Consider the following 14,566-nt stretch of genomic DNA (forward strand, 5'->3'; position numbering starts at 1 on the left):
CCCGTCTTACCTCGATGAGGTCAGGCGTCGCCGGTAACCACGCCGACGTAGGGCAGCTCACGGAAGGCATAGGCGACGTCCATGCCGTAGCCGACGACGAAATAATCCGGGCATTCGAAGCCGACATAGTCTGCCTCGAGCTTTTCTTTGCGCTTGACGCTCTTGTCGAGCAGCACGGCGATGCTGACGTTGCGCGCGCCGCGTTCGTAGAGCAGTTCCTTGGCGAAAAGCAGCGTGCGGCCGGATTCGAGGATGTCGTCGATCAGCAACACGTCGCGATCTTTCACGTCGCTGTCGATATCCTTGACGATGCGGACGCCCTGAGAAACCGTTCCCGTGCCGTAGCTGGAAAGCGTGATGAATTCGACTTCAGGCGCAAGCCCGCTGTCGTGTAGCGCGCGGATGAGGTCTGCGGCGAAAATGAACGACCCCTTTAACACGGCAATGACGAGCAGGTCCTTTGTCGGACCCGCAGCAATGTGCTTGGCCATCGCGTGATTGCGTTCGGCAATCTGCTCGGCAGTGAAAAGCGGTTCGATAATTTTTCCGCGCACGACAGGCATACGGCTAGCTCCATGAAACGAAGGGTAAGCCGTTAGCACATTAGAAGGGCAGAAACACCCTAAGGCATGAACGAAAGCCGGACTTCCGGCATTTTTCCGCCAGAGTGCTGCACGCGTGCCGAAAAGCCGCGGCTCTCGCCACCATAGATGACGTCTGCTGGCGGATTGATGACCATGCTGGCCACCAGCCGCTCGCCGCTCATCAGATCGGCGCGGATCGGCCGCACGGTCTGTGTGGTACCACTGCCGTTTTCGATGATGCCGTTGATAACCAGGATACGCATACCATTTGCCTCGCGCGGCGCCACCGTGACATGCGTGAAGTGAAGCGGCGAGGTCAAGGCAGCAGTATCGCTCCCCGCCAGGCCGGAGAAACCGCCCGTCAGGCCGAAAACGAGAACGAAAAGCATGAAGACCAGGGCTATAAAGCTCTTGGGCGACGCCTGCTGCAGCCATTCTTCTGCGATCGCGAGAAACATAGTCGCCTTCGAGAAAGCCGCAGGCGTCGCAGGTAACTTGGCAGCGGCAGCGGCGCGCTTACGATTGTCATTGAAACTTTTGGCGTTGAAGCCTTGGCTCCGGTTGCCGATAACGACGAATTCGGCATCGGCGACATCAGTCGGACGGCCAGGATAGCGGGGCTGACGCGCGGCAGGCTCCGGCGGCAAGAAATCGTAGGCGTTGCTCGGCGCGCGGCGCCTGAAGGCGGATGCTTCCATGTTGACGGTCTCTCCCATCTCCACATGGTTTCAGTGCACGGTTAAAATCCGGCATTGAAACGAATCCTGCCCAGTCGTAAATTTGAATGGTTAATGCTTCGCTAAGCTTGCCTTCAAACAGGCATCTTTCCGACGAAATTCACTGATTGTTAACGGTGTTGGTTAACAAGTCGATGGCGTGAAACCATGAAAGACTGGGCTGCCCGTTGATCCATTTCGAGAATGTCGGTTTGCGTTACGGCATGGGCCCGGAGATTCTCCGGGACCTCACCTTCGATATTCCGAAAAAGTCCTTTCAGTTCCTGACCGGCCCCTCTGGCGCCGGCAAGACGACGCTTCTGCGCCTGCTTTTTATGTCGCTGCAGCCGACGCGCGGCTTGATCCGCATGTTCGGACGCGACATTTCCGACATCCCGCGGCCGGAGCTGCCGCTGCTTCGCCGCCGCGTGGGTATCGTCTTCCAGGATTTCCGCCTGCTCGATCATCTCACGACCTATGAGAATGTCGCACTGCCGCTTCGTGTACGCGGCAAGGACGAGAGCTCTTACAAGACAGACGTGCTCGAACTGCTGAAATGGGTGGGGCTCGGCGAGCGTATCAATGTGCTTCCGCCGGTGCTTTCCGGCGGCGAGAAACAGCGCGCGGCGATCGCCCGCGCGCTGATCGACCGGCCCGAGGTTCTGCTTGCCGACGAGCCGACCGGCAACGTCGATCCGCCGATGGCACGCCGTCTGTTGAACCTCTTTCTCGAACTCAACCGCCTTGGTACAGCTGTCGTGATCGCAACTCACGATCTGACATTGATGGACCAGGTGGAAGCCCGCCGCATGATCCTTTCGGAAGGGCATCTTGACGTCTATGATTGAGCCCGCATCAAAGAACCGCGCGCAAAGCGCCGCCCAAGCACAGCAGAAGCGGGCGGAGATGCGCGTGCGGCCAACGGCGCCGATCCTTCCGCCCTCGAATATCCAGGGCAACGCACTGACGGTGGTCATCGCCATCATGGCCTTCCTCGCCTGCCTGACGCTTGGCGGCGTCAGCATGGTGCGTTCGACAGCGGCCAGCTGGGAGAGCCAGATTTCCCGCGAAATCACCATCCAGATCAAGCCGGACGACGGCCTCGATATGGAAAAGGCGCTGACGCAGGCACGCGATATCGCCATGACCTTTGTCGGCACCAAAAGCGGCCAGATCGTCGATGAGGCGGCAACGGCCCGTCTGCTGGAGCCATGGCTCGGCAGCGGCCTAGACATCAAGGAGCTTCCCGTCCCCCGCCTCGTGATTATAACCATCGACGAGACGAACCCGCCCGATTTTGACGCGATGCGCTCACTTTTGAAGGAGAGCATCCCTCAGGCGTCGCTGGACGATCACCGCACATGGGTCGATCGCCTCGTTTCAATGGCACATACAACGGTGATGCTCGGCACCGGCGTGCTGCTGCTCGTCTTCATCGCCATGGTGCTGACGGTCGTCTTTGCGACACGTGGCGCGCTTTCCGGCAACCGCCATATCGTCGAGGTCTTGCATTTCGTGGGCGCCGAAAGTTCCTTCGTCGCGACTGAATTCCAGAAGCATTTCCTGAAGATCAGTCTCAAGGGATCGGCAATCGGCAGCGCTTTGGCAGCTCTCTTTTTCTTAGCGGCAGGCTTCCTGCAGAGCCGTACGATTGCGACGCCGCAGACCGATCAAGCCACGGCTCTCTTCGGCACCTTCTCGGTCGGAGCCCTTGGCTACCTCGGCATTTTTGCGACGATGATCGTCATTGCATTGCTGACGACGCTCACAGCGCGGCTCACCGTGATGCGCACGATCTATGAAATCGATACGCTGCGCTCCGACCCGACCCGAAGCGATGGCATCGCGAATTGAACGGCTCAGTCTTTTTTGCCACGAAAGTGTCTGTTCCCTGCCGCAATCTGCATATATTCACGATTTATGACCATGGGCCATACTAGACGCACTCCGATTCGTCCCGACCCGGCGCTAGCCAGCTACGGTGTCGAAACCCTGCGTCGTGGTCCCCTACGCCGGATGTTGCGATGGGGCGGATTCGCCTTCGTCCTGGCGACCGCGCTGCTTTTCGTCGGCTTCCTGCGGTTCGCCGATTCCGTAACCACCTTGAAACCTCCGGCCGAACCGAAGGCCGACGCCATCGTCGTTTTGACAGGCGGCTATCAGCGCATCGATCAGGCCGTCGAACTGCTGGAGAAAGGCGCGGGCAAGCGGCTGCTCATATCGGGCGTTCATCCGTCGACAACGCCGGGGCAGATACGCAAAACCACATCGGCGTCTGCTGATCTTTTCGATTGCTGCGTCGACATCGGCTATGACGCAATCGACACGATCGGCAATGCGCAGGAAGCCGCAAACTGGATCCATGCGAAAGGCTACAAGAGCGTTCTGGTCGTCACCAACAACTACCACATGCCACGCAGTCTCGCGGAACTCGCCTACGTCGATGCCGATACGCAGTTCATCCCCTACCCGGTCGTCAATTCCGACCTGAAGACCAGGGCCTGGTTCACCGATCCAAATGCGCTTCGCGTCATGCTCGCCGAATATGCCAAGGTGCTTCTGGCAGGCGCGCGCAACATCACCGGCTTCGGGCGCCATCCGGGCCTTCGCTCGGCAAGCATCACCGGTCCGAGCTGATTTCCATCGAGCGCTTTTTATGAGAGCCATTATCGTGTAGGCAGGGCCAGCCCGCCGTTTGCGCGGATACTGGCTTTGGAAAATTTCATGATCGCCCTGCGTTCCGTTCTCTTCAACACGATCTTCTACGCCAACCTCATCATCCGGATGATCGTGCTTTCGCCCTATTATTTCGTCGTGCCCCGCAAGACCGCCTATGCGATCCCCAAGAACTGGGCGCTTTCGAACCATTGGCTGATGGAAAAGATCGTCGGGACGACCTTCGAGATCGATGGCATAGAGAACCTGCCGGACGGCAGCTACATCCTCGCCCCTAAGCACCAGTCCTTCTGGGACACCTATGCACTGCTGCCCTGGTTGAAAGACCCGGTTTACATCCTCAAGCGCGAATTGATGTGGATCCCGCTTTTCGGCTGGTATGCGAAAAAACAGCGCATGATCCCGGTCGATCGCGGCGCACGCGGCAAGGTCATGGTCGAGGTGCTGAAGCGCACAAAGGAAGAGCTTGCGACAGGCCGTCAGCTGATCATCTATCCGGAAGGCACGCGCCGGCCTCCGGGCGCAGAACCGCTCTACAAATACGGCATTGCCCGCATGTATCGGGATCTCGGCATTCCGGTCGTGCCGGTGGCCATGCATCCCGGCCTTTTCTGGCCGCGCCGCAGCGCCGTGCGCCGTCCGGGCCATTTCAAGGTTCGCATCCTGCCTGCCATTCCGCCGGGCATGGATCCGGATGCGTTCTTCGAGCATCTAATCGATGTGACCGAGAAGGCGAGCGACGAACTGCTGGTCGATACGGTGGCGCGCAATCCGCACTTGCCACTGCCGCCGACCGCCGTCGAGAGACTGGCGCAATTGCGGAAGGCAACGGCCGCTTCTGCCTAAGCGGCCCGCAGCCGCTCGACCTCGCCGGCGACCCGTTCCAGCCAATGGTCGCGAATGCCCATCTCCTTAAGATGCGAGAGCGTATTGAAAACATAGGCGTCGTTCGAACCTGACTGACCCTTTGCCGCGTGCACCGTGCGCGCAGCTACAGAGGCATCAAGTGCGCCGGCATACTGGGCGTGGTCGCGATCAACGATGTAGGCAATTGCCTTGATGTTGCGTCGGCCGGGAAGCGATAGCGGCACATGCCGCTCGAGATAGACGTTGGTGACGAGCTCGCGGGCGCGCAGATAGTCCATCACCTCGTCGCGCCTTTCCAAGGCCACGCGAAACGCTATGCCGCGGCAGGAGCCGCCGCGATCGAGGCCTAGCACGAGACCCGGATTTTGCTGCGTGCCGCGGTGAACCCAGGAATGGACGCATAGTGATCGCCGGTAGCCGTAAACGAGAGCCTGAGAGCGCTCAAGAAACTCGAAGCCCGGATTCCACATCAGCGATCCGTAGCCAAATACCCAAAATTCGTCCATATCGCAGGCCAGACCGAAATTCCCATTCGCGATTCACCATTGGAGAACCATCATGGCAGCGTCAAGCCAATCCGGCAGCGGCAGAAAATTCTGGTTGCTCGGCTTGGGCATCGTTCTGGTGATCGCGATCTATACCGGCGGCTGGTTTTACGCAGCCGCCCACCTCAAGGAGACCGTGCTCAAGGTTATTGCGCCGCGCAGCACGGCGGGCGTCAGCGGCGAATGCGCCGATATCGACTTTCGCGGCTATCCGTTCCGCATTGGCCTCTATTGCTCGAAAGTGGGTGTGGATGACAACACGAACGGCGTCTCCGCTTCCTTTGGCGAACTTCGTTCCGCAGCCCAGGTTTACGCGCCGGGCCATATCGTCTGGGAACTCGATTCGCCGGCTGAAATCCGCACGGCAAACGGCCTTTCGATCTCGGCGCAGTGGGCAAACCTGCAATCCAGCCTGGTGACGAGGTTGAGGGGCATCGACCGCACCTCCATGATCATCGACGGCCTGAAGGCGACCGCTGTTTCCTCCTATACCGGGCAAACGGTCAATGTCGATGCAGGACGCACGGAAGTCCACCTCCGCCAGAATGCAGGCGATCTCGACGGTGCCTTCTCACTCCAGGATGCAAATGCCGTCATCAAGGACTGGCCGCAGGTCTTCCCGAAATTCTCGGCGAGCGCCGATATCACCCTTGCAGGCAAAGGCGGAATGATCGACGGAAGCGATCCGCAAGGGCTTTATGGGGCAAGCGGAGAGCTGCGCAAGGCCGTGGCCGATATCGGCGACGGCAAGGTGATGAGTTTGACGGGCCCCTTCTCCTTCGATGAGCAAGGCTTTTTGTCCGGAAAGTTCAAGCTGGAGATCGAGCAACTCGGCCCCTGGCGCGACAGCCTGAAACAGGCCCTCCCGGAAATCGCCAAGACCGTCGATACCGCCGCCAAGCTTCTAAAGGCGCTCGCGGTCGGCGGCGACAGGGTTTCGGTCGACCTCGTCGTCCAGCACGGCAATGCCACCGTAGGCGGCTTCATCCCGCTCGGCACGATTCCGCCGATCTGAGGCTCAGTTCGTCTTCGTGTCCTGCGCATGTGGGCGGCCAAAGTCTGGCGTATCCACATCCTGTCCCGCCTGGACGATCGAGCGGCGGATTGCGCGAGTGCGGCTGAAGAGCTCGAAAAGCTTGTCGCCCTCGCCCCAGCGGATCGCGCGCTGCAGATAGGCAAGATCTTCCGAAAAGCGCGCCAGCATTTCAAGGATCGCATCCTTGTTGTGCAGGCAGACGTCGCGCCACATCGTCGGATCGGAGGCCGCAAGGCGCGTAAAGTCGCGAAAGCCGGAGGCGGAGTATTTGATGACTTCCGATTCCGTCACGGTTTCCAGATCGTCGGCCGTGCCGACAATATTGTAGGCAATGATGTGCGGCAGGTGCGAGACGATGGCGAGCACCTTGTCGTGGTGGTCCGCGTCCATCTCATCGACCTTGGAGCCAAGGCTTTCCCAGAATTTACGAAGCTTCTTGAGCGCACCCTCATCCGTGCCTGCAATCGGCGTGAAGATGCACCAGCGGCCTTCGAAAAGGCCTGGGAAGCCGGCGTCGGGACCGGATTTTTCCGTACCGGCCAGCGGATGGCCGGGGATGAAGTGCACATGCGGTGGCATATGCGGCTGCATCTGCGCGATGACCGACGCCTTGGTGGATCCGACGTCGGTGACGATCGCCCCCGGCTTCACGCTTCCTGCGATTTCCTTGGCAACACTTTCCGAGGCGCCGACCGGCACGGACACGATGACGAGATCGGCATTCTCGGCGGCCTCGGCCGACGAAGTCGTATAACGGCTGCCGAGCTGCAATTCCTCGGCACGCTTCAGCGTTTCGGCACTGCGCGTTGCCACGACGATTTCGTTGGCGAGCCCCAGTCGCTTGATGTCGTGGGCGATCGAGGAGCCGATCAGCCCGATGCCGATCAGCGCGATGCGATCAAACTGCGCTGTCATGCCGGGCGTCCCATGAATTCGCCGAGCGCTTCGATGACGCCGCGATTGGCTTCTTCGGGGCCAATGCTCATGCGGAGTGAATTGGGGAAGCCGTAGCTGCGAACCGCCCGCAGGATATAGCCACGGCTCGTCAGAAAATCGTCGGCATCGGCAGCGCGCTTGCCGTCGACATCCGGAAAATGGATGAGGACGAAATTGGTCACCGACGGCGTAACCTTGAGACCGATCGTTTCGAGCGCTCCGGTAACCTTCTCGATCCACATTTGGTTGAAGGAGGTCGCCTCTTGAACGAAGGCCTGATCGCGGATCGCCGCGGCGCCGGCCGCGATCGCCGGCGTATTCATGTTGAACGGGCCGCGCACGCGGTTCAGCGCATCGATGATCTCGGCAGGCGCATACATCCAGCCGACGCGGAGCGCGGCAAGCCCATAGACCTTCGAGAAGGTGCGGGTCATGACGACGTTCGCTTTCGAGGAGACGACCTCGATGCCGGATTCATAGTCATTGCGCCGGACATATTCGGCATAGGCCGCATCGAGCACCAGGACGACATGCTTCGGCAGACCGGCCTGCAGGCGGCGGACTTCGCTGACCGGGATATAGGTACCGGTTGGATTGCCAGGATTGGCGATGAAGACGATCTTCGTCTTGTCTGTCACGGCGGCAAGGATCGCGTCGACGTCGACGGTATGATCCGTCTCCTTCACCACGACAGGCGTCGCGCCCGCGCCCATGATCTGAATCTTGTAAACGAGGAAGCCGTGCTCGGTGATGATGCCTTCGTCACCGGGGCTGAGATAAACGTGGCAGAGCAAGCCGAGCAGTTCGTCCGAGCCGTTGCCACACATGATGTTAGCCGGATTCAGGCCATGAACCGCGGCGATCGCCTCGCGCAATTCGATCGCCTGCCCGTCCGGATAGCGCTCGAGATGGCCGGCGGCCGCACGGAAGGCTTCTATGGCCTTCGGGCTCGCACCAAGCGGCGTTTCGTTGGAGGAGAGCTTGTAGACGCGGGCGACGCCCGGTGCATGTTCCTTGCCCGGCACATAGGCTGCAATATCGAGGATACCGGGACGCGGAACAGGCTTGCTCATCTCAACGCTCATGGGATCGACCTTGAAAAAACGCCGGAAATTCCGGCCGGAAATTGCCTTGTGGCAATAAAGCGGAAAGCGGCCTTTGTCGAGTGAGACTTAACGGCTGCGTGTCGTCGGAACACCATGCGGCGCAAGAACCGGCACGAAGACGCGGCGCGAAGCCCGTGCGGCTACCGGCAGGCCCTGATAGAGCCGCTTCTGTGCCTCGACGATGATGACGCCTGAAAAGGCCGGCCAGAGTGTGCGGCCAATGCGTTCGAAGGCGCGGCGAAGGCTGAGAACCGTGCGAAGCTTCGACGGCGGGAAGAACAGCGCCTCGGCGGTCGCGCCGGGCGTGAAATTCGTCTCGCGCAGCAGATGCGTGAGTTGACCCCGCGAATAGGGGCGCCCGGAGCCGAAAGGCGTATGTTCCATGCGCGCCCAGACGCCGCGCCGGTTCGGCACCACGATGACGAGGCGTCCGCCGGGCGCAAGCACGCGCCAGAGCTCCTTCAAGGTCTCCCGCGGGCTTTCGGCGAATTCCAGCGAATGGACCATCAGCACACGATCAATGGACGAATCGGGAAGCGGCAGTTCTTCGTCGAAGATCAGTGCTGTCGACGACAACGACCCCACCGGCCAGTTCACGGCGCCCTGCCCGGCTGGCATGAAGGCGAAGGTGCGCTCGGTATCGGCGCTGAACCGGTCGAGGAAGGGAACGGCATAGCCGATGCCGACGAGCCGCTCCTGCGGCAGGCGCACCCAAAGCGACGACAGCGCCATGGCAATCGAGTGCTCGGCAAGGCGGCCGAGCTCGGAGTGATAGAACTGGCGCAGATCGACAATATCCGTGTGCATCGCAATAAATGTTATCAGCGGGCGATTGGACTTCAAGGCCGGAGCCTCTACATTCCGGACATGTTCGTGGGAAAGAGGCCGCTTGGACAATGAAACCTTTGGAATTAGAAGTTTTTCTTTGCCGATCCGATAATTTCGGCGTTCTCGTGCATGATCCGGAGTCCGGGCTGACGGCATCGATCGACGCGCCGGAAGAGGCGGCCGTGGCAGCGGCTGCTAAACGGCGCGGCTGGAAGATTTCGCACATCTTCGCCACGCATCACCACACCGACCACGTCGAAGGCAATCTGGCGTTGAAGGAGCAATTCGGCTGCGAGATCATCGGTCCGGTCAACGAAGCCGTGGCAATTCCCGGCCTCGACAAATCGATGGCCGATGGCGATAGCTTTCCCTTCGGCGACCATATGGTCAACGTCATCGAAACGCCGGGCCATACCGTCGGCCATATCTGTTACCATTTCGCTGACGACAAGCTGCTTTTTGCCGCCGATACGCTCTTTGCACTGGGCTGCGGCCGCCTCTTGGAGCGCCCGGCCGCGGATATGTGGCATTCGCTGCAGAAGCTGGCCGTGCTGCCAGACGAGACGGCGATCTATTTCGGCCACGAATATACGCTTTCGAACGCTCGTTTCGCTTTGACGATCGATCCGGACAACGAGCGGCTGAAGACGCGTGCTGCGGAGATCGAGGCTCTGCGCGCCGAAGGCAGGTTCACGATCCCGACGACGCTGGGCCTGGAAAAGGAAACCAACCCTTTTCTTCGCGCTGCCGATCCCGCCATCCGCCGCAATCTCCTGATGGAAAGCAAGACGAACGAGGAAGTCTTTGCGGAGATCCGCAGGCGCAAGGACAATTTCTGATGTCTCCCGACGATATTATAGAGGCGCTTGCGATGCAGCCGCATCCGGAAGGCGGCTGGTACGTGCAGACGTTTCGCGATGGCAATGGCAAGGATCGAGGGCACTCGACGGCAATCTACTATCTGCTGAAAGCCGGGCAACGTTCGCACTGGCATCGCGTTCACGATGCGGCGGAGGTCTGGCATTATTACGCCGGTGCGCCCTTGGCACTCCACAGGTCCGCAGACGGCGCGGAAAGCGAAACCTTGATGCTCGGCATCGACCTGGCAAATGGTGAGCGTCCGCAAGCAATCATTCCGGCAAACTGGTGGCAATCGGCAGAAACGCTTGGCGAATACACGCTCGTTGGCTGTACGGTGGCGCCGGGCTTCGAGTTCTCGAAATTCGAAATGGCACCGATGGATTGGAAACCGGGCGGCTGAGACCTATTCAGCCGCCGCCGCAACCTGTTTTGCGACGCTTTTACGGCGGAACATTTCCTGAGCCGCAAGCACTGCACCGCCGGTGACCAGCAGACAGGCAAGCGCAATGCGCCAGCTTGGCTCGGCAAAGCCGAATATCGTCAGGATGAGCGTCGAAAGCAATGGCGCTGCATAACTTGCCGCGCCGAGGATCTGGATGTCGCCTTTCTTGACGCCGTAATCCCAGGCATAGAACGCAGCGCCGACCGGGAAGAGACCGAGACCGGCAACGGCGATCCATTCGAAAGCCGTTTCCGGCCAAAGGGTCGTTTCCAACCCGAGATGGCAGAAGAACGACAGAATGGATGTCGCAAGGCAGAAGCCGGTAACGACATCGGTCGAGACCGCATCGAAGCGCCGCGTCAGGAGCGAATAGCCGGACCAGGTGAAGGCGCAAAGGAAGGCAGCGCCGTAGCCGATCGCATAGGCACCGTCGAAATCGATGCCGTTGCGGCCGACGATTAGGAAAGTGCCGCAGAGCCCGGCGAGCGCGCCTGCCACATGATACCAGCGCAACCGCTCGCCCGGCAGCAGCGCCGAGCCGACGACAATCAGCAGCGGCCAGAGATAGGCAATCAAGCCGGCCTCCACGGCCGGCGCGTTCCGAAGCGCGGTGAAATAGAGGAAGTGATAGCCGAAGAGGCCGGCGATGCCGATGATCCAGACCTTTGCCGGCTGCCTCAGCAGCGCCACGCGAGACGGGTTGAGGATCAAAACGGCAATGCCCGGGATGCTGCCGATCGCAAAGCAGATCGCCGAAAGCTGGAACGGCGGCATCTTGCCGGATGCAGCGGTGAAGAGCGCCAGAAACGACCACATCAGAATGGCCGTGAACCCGATCAATGTCGCCCGAAGCTTCACCTGTCCCCCTTCACGCAGACCAGCTCCGTCAGTTTGCACGGTATTTCACCGCGGTAATCGTCACCGTTCCGTACTGCGTCGGAATGCGAACATAGACCGGAGCATATACGTTGGCCGTATCCGCCTTTGCAAACCAGATTTCCATGTTGCCGCTTCTGCTCAGATAATCGATATCCTTGCGGCCTTTCCTGTAGCCAGACCTGGGCACGAAACGCACGCCGCAGACCGTTGCCTTGCCGGAAAACCCATCCGTCTTGAAATCCTGGGATCCCTTTGGCGAAAGCACAAGGTCCATGCGCATCTCGCCGTCATAGATCGGCAGGCGCTGCGAGCAGAGTTTCGTATCCGCCGGGAAGATCAACCCGGAGATGGGATCAAGCACGGAGCGCATATCGCCCGGCTTGACATCGACCCAGTTGCGTGGCTGGCGCCGTTCCGGCTTCACGGTCGTGGAGACGATATCGCCGTTTCTGTAGCGGACTTCGTAGGTACGCGCGCGTTTGCCACTCTTGTAATAGAGGTAGTAGCGCTGCGCTTGCAGTCGGTCATTGCGCAGGACACCGGTGACGTTGGTTTTCGCAGCAATGTTCGTCACAAGATCGGCAAGGCCCGCCGAACTGATATTGCCTGAAACCTGGTAGCGCTGATCATCGTCGATCTGGGTAACAAAGGCGGCGCGCGCAATTGGCAGGATTCCGAGAGCAACTCTATATTCCGTACGATGACGGATCTCGCTTGCGCCGGCCGGGATGGACATCAGCGCTGCAATTGACGATAGGAAAATCCGCCTGCCCAGATGAGCCATGAAGAGAGCCTTTTTCAAGGGCAGACAATGCCCTGCACAAGCGGTCTATACTCCTGCCGCGCATAGAAGCAAACACGAGCTTTTTGACAGAATTGCGGGAAAGGCCAAGGTTTGGCTTGACGCGGGCGGCCGGTCTGACTATAGAACCGCAACTTTCCAATTATGGCCTGTTGGATTGCAGACCCGCGTTTGCCGGGGCATGGTAATTCGATGGCCTAGAAAAACAAGAATAGGTGTTCAATGTCCCGCGTGTGCGAATTGACCGGCAAGGCCGTCCTGACTGGTAACAATGTCAGCCATGCCAACAACAAGACCAAGCGCCGGTTCCTGCCGAACCTGTGCCAGGTTACGCTGATCTCCGACGCTCTCGGCCAGCGCTACCGTCTGCGTGTTTCAGCTGCTGCGCTGCGCTCCGTCGAGCATCGCGGCGGCCTCGATGCCTTCCTGATCAAGGCAAGCGAAAACGAACTGTCGATGCGCGCCCGTCTTCTGCGCCGTCAGATTGTCAAGAAGACCGCCGAAGCCGCATAAGCTTCGACACCTTCTTCCATACGGCTTCAAAGGCTTGCACGGCTAATACCGGACAAGCCTTTTGCTTTGCCGGCCCGATAACCCAACTGGTGGCATCACCCAGGATAAAAAAATGCTGAAGACCCGCTATACCCTCCTCTACATCGCTCTGATGACACTCGTCGTCGTGGCTTCCAACTTCCTCGTCCAGTTTCCCGTGAACGCGGAAGTCGCCGGCATCAACCTCGCCGATATCCTGACCTGGGGTGCGTTCAGCTATCCGGTCGCTTTCCTGATCACCGATCTCACGAATCGCCAGTTCGGTCCTCAGGTAGCGCGAAAGGTCGTGTTCGCCGGCTTTGTCGTCGGCATCGGGCTTTCCTTCTTCACATCAGTGCCGCGCATCGCGATCGCCTCCGGTTCTGCTTACCTCGCCGGCCAGCTGCTCGATATCGCTGTCTTCAATCGCCTTCGCCGCCAGACCTGGTGGCGTGCGCCGCTCGTCGGCTCGCTGATCGGCTCGGCGCTCGACACGGCGATCTTCTTCTCCTTCGCCTTTGCCGCCTTCTTCGTCTTCCTCGGCCCGAACGATCCGTTTGCGTTGGAGCAGGCCCCGATCCTCGGTGCAATGGCCGCTCGGGCGCCGCGCTGGATTTCCTGGGCGATCAGCGATTTCTCGGTGAAGATGATCATGGGCCTCGTCATGCTGCTGCCCTACGGTGCACTCATGAACGTGCTGCGGCCGATGCAGCCGGCCCGCGCAAGCTGATCGGCAGTGGGCGGCCTTCGAAAAGGCCCTTTACTCAGTGAGACGAAATTCCAGCATGAGGTTCCGCTCCAAAATGGAGTGGTTGTCATCGGAAACGATGATCACATGCGTGCTGCCATCCGGCGCCTGAAAACTGTCCAGGCCTTCCATGTTGTCGATCTGGTAACCGAAATCGGCCGTCAACAAAATGTCGCCATCGGCGACGGCGTCCGGCCTGATCTCTGCCGTAGCGATGCGCCGGATCCGCATAGCGATGCCGTTGGCGATGTTGAAACGACGCTCCAGAAGCAAAAGATCGCCGTCCGGCAGAAACGCTCCATCGGTCGGATCGAAATCACCGTTGCGCGTGACCGCGAAGCGGCCCTTGAGCGGCCCGGATAGGATTGCGCCGTAGATATTCCCCTTCTGATCCCGGCTCTCTTCCGAAATGATGACGGCAGCGCCCTTCAAAGCGCTCTCGGGCGGAGCCACCGCTAGCGTCTCGAAGCCGCGGCCGCTTCGCAACGACCGTATCGGCACGAGAATGGGGATCGAGCCAACCGATGACGAGGTCTCGAACCCAGGATCGGGGTAGGCTTCGACCCGATGGTCTTGTTCGAAGGAAACCAGAACCTGGTCGCCCTTGAGGGCAAGACCCTCGGCATCCATGCGCCCCTTCCCCTCGAAAGTGGCCCCGCTCCCGTTTTTCATAGGCGTGATTTCAACACCGGACAAACCGGAAAGCCTTCCCTGCTGGTCGCGCTCGATGCTGCCGGTCAGCCAGTGGCCGGTATCAAGCACACCAACGAAATGCCTCCGGTCCTGCACGAAACGGATCGCCGACCAAGACCCAAAAAGCCGGTTGCCGGACACCATTTCCAGCCCGCCAAGGAATTCCAGCGGCCCGAATCTCGTCTCGCTGGAACCAATCTTGAAGGTCGAGATGACGCGGCTGCTGATATCCACGCTCTCGCGCGCAACCGCGATCGAAGCATCCCCAGCGAGACAAAGAACAAGCAAAGCCGAGCGGGACAGACGGATCATTAAG

Annotated in this window: 18 protein-coding genes; 9 read left to right on the forward strand and 9 right to left on the reverse strand. The window is 60.0% G+C overall.

Annotation, left to right across the window (positions count from 1 at the left end; translation table 11 throughout):
• Positions 1 to 20 precede the first annotated feature (20 nt).
• Entirely contained in the window at positions 21 to 563 is a 543-nt protein-coding gene (gene hpt / locus QA644_RS17510; protein ID WP_022718085.1) for a hypoxanthine phosphoribosyltransferase, read from the reverse strand.
• Between the two features lie 59 nt (positions 564 to 622).
• Entirely contained in the window at positions 623 to 1,282 is a 660-nt protein-coding gene (locus QA644_RS17515) for a hypothetical protein (protein ID WP_283069750.1), read from the reverse strand.
• A 206-nt stretch (positions 1,283 to 1,488) separates the two neighbouring features.
• On the opposite strand from QA644_RS17515, the gene ftsE reads away from it, so the two are divergent.
• The 4 genes from ftsE (at position 1,489) to QA644_RS17535 (ending at position 4,822) form a co-directional block, all read left to right on the forward strand.
• On the forward strand, positions 1,489 to 2,148 hold the full coding sequence (ftsE, locus tag QA644_RS17520; RefSeq protein ID WP_022718083.1) for a cell division ATP-binding protein FtsE: 660 nt from the start codon (positions 1,489 to 1,491) through the stop codon (positions 2,146 to 2,148).
• The gene (locus QA644_RS17525; protein WP_022718082.1) at positions 2,141 to 3,154 is read left to right on the forward strand and encodes an ABC transporter permease; all 1,014 of its coding nucleotides are present in this window, start codon (positions 2,141 to 2,143) and stop codon (positions 3,152 to 3,154) included. Before ftsE ends, QA644_RS17525 begins: the two co-directional genes overlap by 8 nt.
• Before the next feature lie 66 nt (positions 3,155 to 3,220).
• Positions 3,221 to 3,937, forward strand: a complete 717-nt coding sequence (locus tag QA644_RS17530; RefSeq protein ID WP_183930982.1) for a YdcF family protein — start codon at positions 3,221 to 3,223, stop codon at positions 3,935 to 3,937.
• 87 nt (positions 3,938 to 4,024) lie between these two features.
• Positions 4,025 to 4,822, forward strand: a complete 798-nt coding sequence (locus tag QA644_RS17535) for a 1-acyl-sn-glycerol-3-phosphate acyltransferase (RefSeq protein WP_194728333.1) — start codon at positions 4,025 to 4,027, stop codon at positions 4,820 to 4,822.
• Here QA644_RS17535 and QA644_RS17540 read toward each other — a convergent pair.
• The gene (locus QA644_RS17540; protein ID WP_239596678.1) at positions 4,819 to 5,349 is read right to left on the reverse strand and encodes a gamma-glutamylcyclotransferase; all 531 of its coding nucleotides are present in this window, start codon (positions 5,347 to 5,349) and stop codon (positions 4,819 to 4,821) included. The two genes, QA644_RS17535 and QA644_RS17540, sit on opposite strands and share 4 nt — an antisense overlap.
• 52 nt (positions 5,350 to 5,401) lie before the next feature.
• Between QA644_RS17540 and QA644_RS17545 the strand changes: the two genes are divergently transcribed.
• Positions 5,402 to 6,403 carry a DUF2125 domain-containing protein gene (locus QA644_RS17545; RefSeq protein WP_283069753.1) on the forward strand — a complete coding sequence of 334 codons (1,002 nt, stop codon included), beginning with the start codon at positions 5,402 to 5,404 and terminating at the stop codon, positions 6,401 to 6,403.
• A 3-nt stretch (positions 6,404 to 6,406) separates the two neighbouring features.
• Here QA644_RS17545 and QA644_RS17550 read toward each other — a convergent pair whose 3' ends face one another.
• The 3 genes from QA644_RS17550 to QA644_RS17560 all read right to left on the reverse strand — a co-directional run bounded on the left by QA644_RS17550 (position 6,407) and on the right by QA644_RS17560 (position 9,309).
• Entirely contained in the window at positions 6,407 to 7,339 is a 933-nt protein-coding gene (locus QA644_RS17550) for a prephenate/arogenate dehydrogenase family protein (RefSeq protein ID WP_283069755.1), read from the reverse strand.
• Entirely contained in the window at positions 7,336 to 8,445 is a 1,110-nt protein-coding gene (gene hisC, locus QA644_RS17555; protein ID WP_283069756.1) for a histidinol-phosphate transaminase, read from the reverse strand. The genes QA644_RS17550 and hisC overlap by 4 nt, the downstream gene beginning before the upstream one ends.
• Positions 8,446 to 8,532: 87 nt before the next feature.
• Positions 8,533 to 9,309 (reverse strand): class I SAM-dependent methyltransferase, encoded by a 777-nt coding sequence (locus tag QA644_RS17560; RefSeq protein ID WP_039847020.1) that lies wholly within the window; start codon positions 9,307 to 9,309, stop codon positions 8,533 to 8,535.
• A gap of 53 nt (positions 9,310 to 9,362) precedes the next feature.
• On the opposite strand from QA644_RS17560, the gene gloB reads away from it, so the two are divergent.
• Positions 9,363 to 10,133 carry a hydroxyacylglutathione hydrolase gene (gloB, locus tag QA644_RS17565; RefSeq protein ID WP_194728337.1) on the forward strand — a complete coding sequence of 257 codons (771 nt, stop codon included), beginning with the start codon at positions 9,363 to 9,365 and terminating at the stop codon, positions 10,131 to 10,133.
• Positions 10,133 to 10,555 (forward strand): cupin domain-containing protein, encoded by a 423-nt coding sequence (locus QA644_RS17570; RefSeq protein WP_283069759.1) that lies wholly within the window; start codon positions 10,133 to 10,135, stop codon positions 10,553 to 10,555. The genes gloB and QA644_RS17570 overlap by 1 nt, the downstream gene beginning before the upstream one ends.
• 3 nt (positions 10,556 to 10,558) lie before the next feature.
• Here QA644_RS17570 and QA644_RS17575 read toward each other — a convergent pair whose 3' ends face one another.
• Positions 10,559 to 11,455: an EamA family transporter gene (locus tag QA644_RS17575; RefSeq protein WP_283072410.1), complete on the reverse strand. Its 897-nt coding sequence runs from the start codon at positions 11,453 to 11,455 to the stop codon at positions 10,559 to 10,561.
• Positions 11,456 to 11,483: 28 nt separating this feature from the next.
• Positions 11,484 to 12,260 carry a DUF3108 domain-containing protein gene (locus QA644_RS17580; protein WP_074069852.1) on the reverse strand — a complete coding sequence of 259 codons (777 nt, stop codon included), beginning with the start codon at positions 12,258 to 12,260 and terminating at the stop codon, positions 11,484 to 11,486.
• Between the two features lie 240 nt (positions 12,261 to 12,500).
• Here QA644_RS17580 and rpmB point away from each other — a divergent pair, with 240 nt between their 5' ends.
• Complete coding sequence (gene rpmB / locus QA644_RS17585; RefSeq protein ID WP_022718069.1) at positions 12,501 to 12,791, forward strand: 50S ribosomal protein L28; 291 nt, start codon at positions 12,501 to 12,503, stop codon at positions 12,789 to 12,791.
• A gap of 112 nt (positions 12,792 to 12,903) precedes the next feature.
• Positions 12,904 to 13,539, forward strand: a complete 636-nt coding sequence (locus QA644_RS17590) for a queuosine precursor transporter (protein WP_283069760.1) — start codon at positions 12,904 to 12,906, stop codon at positions 13,537 to 13,539.
• Between the two features lie 30 nt (positions 13,540 to 13,569).
• Here QA644_RS17590 and QA644_RS17595 read toward each other — a convergent pair whose 3' ends face one another.
• Positions 13,570 to 14,562: an esterase-like activity of phytase family protein gene (locus QA644_RS17595; protein ID WP_283069761.1), complete on the reverse strand. Its 993-nt coding sequence runs from the start codon at positions 14,560 to 14,562 to the stop codon at positions 13,570 to 13,572.
• Positions 14,563 to 14,566 lie beyond the last annotated feature (4 nt).

Origin of the sequence: Rhizobium sp. CC1099 (assembly GCF_029714385.1) — a bacterium.
In the GTDB taxonomy this organism is placed as follows: domain Bacteria; phylum Pseudomonadota; class Alphaproteobacteria; order Rhizobiales; family Rhizobiaceae; genus Rhizobium.

What these genes read in the sequence shown, in the direction of transcription:
- hpt (WP_022718085.1), bottom strand. Translation starts at nt 563, where the DNA reads ATGCCTGTCGTGCGCGGAAAAATTATCGAACCGCTTTTCACTGCCGAG.
- QA644_RS17515 (WP_283069750.1), bottom strand. Translation starts at nt 1,282, where the DNA reads ATGGAAGCATCCGCCTTCAGGCGCCGCGCGCCGAGCAACGCCTACGAT.
- QA644_RS17525 (WP_022718082.1), top strand. Translation starts at nt 2,141, where the DNA reads ATGATTGAGCCCGCATCAAAGAACCGCGCGCAAAGCGCCGCCCAAGCA.
- QA644_RS17530 (WP_183930982.1), top strand. Translation starts at nt 3,221, where the DNA reads ATGACCATGGGCCATACTAGACGCACTCCGATTCGTCCCGACCCGGCG.
- QA644_RS17535 (WP_194728333.1), top strand. Translation starts at nt 4,025, where the DNA reads ATGATCGCCCTGCGTTCCGTTCTCTTCAACACGATCTTCTACGCCAAC.
- QA644_RS17540 (WP_239596678.1), bottom strand. Translation starts at nt 5,349, where the DNA reads ATGGACGAATTTTGGGTATTTGGCTACGGATCGCTGATGTGGAATCCG.
- QA644_RS17545 (WP_283069753.1), top strand. Translation starts at nt 5,402, where the DNA reads ATGGCAGCGTCAAGCCAATCCGGCAGCGGCAGAAAATTCTGGTTGCTC.
- QA644_RS17550 (WP_283069755.1), bottom strand. Translation starts at nt 7,339, where the DNA reads ATGACAGCGCAGTTTGATCGCATCGCGCTGATCGGCATCGGGCTGATC.
- hisC (WP_283069756.1), bottom strand. Translation starts at nt 8,445, where the DNA reads ATGAGCGTTGAGATGAGCAAGCCTGTTCCGCGTCCCGGTATCCTCGAT.
- gloB (WP_194728337.1), top strand. Translation starts at nt 9,363, where the DNA reads ATGAAACCTTTGGAATTAGAAGTTTTTCTTTGCCGATCCGATAATTTC.
- QA644_RS17570 (WP_283069759.1), top strand. Translation starts at nt 10,133, where the DNA reads ATGTCTCCCGACGATATTATAGAGGCGCTTGCGATGCAGCCGCATCCG.
- QA644_RS17580 (WP_074069852.1), bottom strand. Translation starts at nt 12,260, where the DNA reads ATGGCTCATCTGGGCAGGCGGATTTTCCTATCGTCAATTGCAGCGCTG.
- rpmB (WP_022718069.1), top strand. Translation starts at nt 12,501, where the DNA reads ATGTCCCGCGTGTGCGAATTGACCGGCAAGGCCGTCCTGACTGGTAAC.
- QA644_RS17590 (WP_283069760.1), top strand. Translation starts at nt 12,904, where the DNA reads ATGCTGAAGACCCGCTATACCCTCCTCTACATCGCTCTGATGACACTC.
- QA644_RS17595 (WP_283069761.1), bottom strand. Translation starts at nt 14,562, where the DNA reads ATGATCCGTCTGTCCCGCTCGGCTTTGCTTGTTCTTTGTCTCGCTGGG.